2 protein-coding genes are annotated in these 3059 nt (G+C 41.1%); one reads left to right on the top strand and one right to left on the bottom strand.

The features are described from left to right. Window positions 1-191: hypothetical protein (locus LC574_RS33475; RefSeq protein ID WP_229457888.1), on the top strand; the 191-nt coding region annotated here is incomplete at its 5' end. 83 nt (window positions 192-274) lie between these two features. On the opposite strand, the gene LC574_RS33470 is transcribed toward LC574_RS33475, so the two are convergent. Continuing rightward, window positions 275-2644, bottom strand: a complete 2370-nt coding sequence (locus LC574_RS33470) for a tetratricopeptide repeat protein (protein ID WP_229457887.1) — start codon at window positions 2642-2644, stop codon at window positions 275-277. Window positions 2645-3059: the final 415 nt, after the last annotated feature.

Here is a 3059-nt window from a genome sequence, read left to right as displayed (position 1 = left end):
CCGCAGCCGCTTGTTGTGAAATTCTTTTGAATTTTACCGAAGAAGAATTCAGAATTCAGGAGCCAGAATCCAGCATGGATTCTGTGCGACTGGATGTCCAATCGAGGTTTAAAGCCCCCGATTTTAATCGTGGAGAAGAAAAAATTCTTTCCGTGATTGTTACCCCTGACTTGATTGCTGGGGTATTCTGAATTCTGAATTCTGTCTTCTGACTCCTTCTCATATAGGGCTTGCTGCTTTCAAAATCATTCTGAAGAACCAGATAGCCGCCTTATTAGAGAAGTCGGCTATCTGACATTTCTGTATCTAACGTTTGCAGCAAATTTTGTGTTTCCTCGACTTCCAGTAGCATCCCCAATTTCTCAAAATTTTCTAATGCTTTACTAGCCCAATAGTGAGCATCAAATAAATTGCCTTTCGCCTTTGCCAGAGAGCATAATGAGCGTTGACAAAATCCAATACGGCTCTTGTCTTCGTTAGCTTCAGCTACCCGCAGTCCTTCTGTTAAGAGTCCTTCGGCTTCATCCAGTCTTTCTTGTTTGATGGCAATGTCAGCCAGCCAATTTTGAGTACAAAAGATGGCGCGTATCCAGTCCATCGCTTGTGCGAGTTTTAGGGTTTCTTGAAAAATTATTTTTGCTTCCTCGTATTTTCCATTTTTAAATAAAATTTCACCTTGATAATATTGAATTTGAACTAATTGCCGCGATCGCTGCTGTTGATCTAATTGTGTTTGTTCTAGTAGTTCTACTGCTTGGGTCAGCCAAACCTGGGCCTCATCAAACCTTTGCTGTTGAATGCGTAAAACTGCTATATTTCTTGCCAAAGACAACATAAATAAAGTTTTTTGATAGTGACGTAGTTCCCAAGCTTTGCTAAATAGTTTATCTGCTTCTTCTAACTGCTTCTGCTTTCCCATCGAGGTGAGAGTCCAAGCACGGTCAACCATCACTTTTGCTGTCACTGACCAGTCCCCACGTTGTTGTGCTGCTTGAATTAGCCATGTTGTCCAAGTAAGGCGATCGTCCCAGTATTGCAAACGACTTTCTCGCCTACCCATTATATGGGTGTATGCCTCAAGATTTTGCCAGAAGTTCAACATTTCGGTGTATCGACCCTCAACCATACACCACTCAATGGCAGCTTGTAAATTTTGCCACTCCTCCTCCAAACCATTGAACTGTCCTTGCCACCCTTTAGCATCTTGTCCGGCGTACCTTTGGGAAAAGCTTGAGTACCAACCAATCCACCTCTCCCTTGCTTGCCGTTCAAAGTCAGGGTGAGCCTTTAGTTCGGCTAGGGCATACTCGCGGGTTAGTGGTAGCATACTATAGCGATTATTCTCTTGTCTGACCAGGGAAAGTCCTCGCAGTCGAGCTAAGTCTGCATTTGTTGTATTCAAGTTAACTTCTGGGACTGCAACTTGTACCAGAGCATCCTGCAAAGCTGGCATTGGAAACAGCGCTAATGCCATGAGTAACTTATGGGCTGATTGTCCTGTGAGTGGTTTAACGGAAGTTTCAAAGCAAAAACGGGCAACATCTCCCGTAGACTGAGATACCCCTCCCAATACTTCTTTGATGGGGTAGCCGTTAGCTAGCTGACCAATTGCGTAGCTGATGGCTACTGGAATACCCCCTGTGACTTTGTAAAGTGTTTGACTATCTTTATTGCTGAGGGAAACTCCCTTTTCTTTAGCTTCGTGCTTAATTAAACAAAGACCATCTGACTCTGGCATTGATGTCAACCGCACGGGTACAAATAAAATTTGTTCGCGGGTGGTAATGACCGCTTTGACAGTTGGTGGCAATTCATACAAAAATGCCAAAACATCCTGTTGATTTTCCACAGTCTCCAAATTATCAACAATTAGCAATGTGCGCTGACAGGAAAGGACATCTTTAATTAAATCTAATTGCTCTTCAAAACTCACCCCTGTAATATCTAATTCATCTAATATCCGCACAATCTGACGGAAAATATCGTGCAAAGTTCTTCTGGGAGCCAAACTTGGCAATAAACCGAAGGGCATGAGGTAAGACTGTTTGGCCGAGGTAAAAATAATGGTATCGAAGGTAGGCACACCCAAGCAAGTTTCGTTGTTGTAACTGGCGTGCAGACAGCGATAGGCTGCTTCTAGGACAAGTGTTGTTTTGCCTACACCTCCAATCCCATCGACGCTAACCAAATGTGCAGAATGTCTGGGTGAAACTAACTCCAAAAGCCGACCAATTTCCTCTTCTCGACCAACAAATGCAGTGCAGCTAGGAGCAGGTAAGTTGTGACGTAGCTGTTTGGGAGAAATAGGCGGGGGAACTAAAGGCAGTTCGACTTGTGTAACAATTTCGCTGCCATTACTTATGTTGTATCTAGGTTCTTTTAATAACTTTTCTAAAATTAATTTCACTGTATTAATACGTACTTTATGCCCTGTAGCGTTTGATAATAACTCCCAAAGTTTTGGGGAAGATGCTCGCTGCACAGTGCCGTCGGTGTATCCAGAAACCCGAATATCTTTAAGCTTCTTCCCTCCCAAAACTTGCTCCAGGATAGACTTTTGCACATTTGTTAAAGGTATTCCTGTTTTTGAGAGAACTAGAACATTTGCTATTCTTATGAGTTCCGATATTTTGTCAGTGCTCATCTGTCCACTGGAAATAATTTCTTTTAGTGAGCTTAACTTAATTTCAGAGATAAATTAAATATTTAAAAAATTGAGCGAACAAACTGAAAATATTGAATATTTTGAACTTAAGAGTTGAATATATGGTTGAAATTCAAGCGAAAAAATGAATGAAATTTCTGATAGTTTATGAATAAAGCCTCAAGGTAAAAGTATATAGATTTAAGTTTTTGCAATGTCAAGGAAATTACTTGTTACAAAAAATAGTAATTTCAGGGTTTTGAAAAAATAATTCTTGTGAGGAGAAAAATATGTTTAGTTTTTTCAGAGCTTCTCTGAGCTTAGTTTCTGCTGTCTTGATTTTGGTGCTAGCTCCCTTCGCCAGGGTTCAGGCTGAAAATTCACTAGGAATTTTAACAACTGACAAAAGCACTGA

It is taken from the genome of Nostoc sp. CHAB 5715, from assembly GCF_020829685.1.
Classification (GTDB): domain Bacteria; phylum Cyanobacteriota; class Cyanobacteriia; order Cyanobacteriales; family Nostocaceae; genus Nostoc.
The sequence above is the reverse complement of the archived record's forward strand: the minus strand, read 5'-3'. Positions and strand labels throughout refer to the sequence as shown.

Bases quoted from the DNA above. Each gene is read 5' to 3' on its own strand.
- LC574_RS33470 (WP_229457887.1), bottom strand. From the start codon at position 2,644: ATGAGCACTGACAAAATATCGGAACTCATAAGAATAGCAAATGTTCTA.